Here is a 242-nt window from a genome sequence, read left to right as displayed (position 1 = left end):
CGCTGAATTCGGCTGTCTTCACGGACGGTTCGTTTGTCTATGTTCCGAAGGGCGTTCGCTGCCCGATGGAGCTTTCGACCTATTTCCGCATCAACGAAAAGAACACCGGTCAGTTCGAACGGACGCTCATCATCGCCGATGAAGGCGCGTATGTTTCTTATCTCGAAGGTTGCACCGCACCGCAGCGCGACGAAAACCAGCTGCACGCGGCTGTCGTTGAGCTGATTGCGCTCGAAAACGCC

At 56.2% G+C, this 242-nt stretch carries 1 pseudogene; it reads left to right on the top strand.

What is annotated here, in order from left to right:
- A pseudogene (locus tag SB719_RS22195) lies at positions 1-242 on the top strand (Fe-S cluster assembly protein SufB); the annotation flags it as partial.

The organism is Pantoea sp. SIMBA_079 (assembly GCF_046940275.1).
Lineage (GTDB): Bacteria > Pseudomonadota > Gammaproteobacteria > Enterobacterales > Enterobacteriaceae > Pantoea > Pantoea borealis.
The sequence above is the reverse complement of the archived record's forward strand: the minus strand, read 5'-3'. Positions and strand labels throughout refer to the sequence as shown.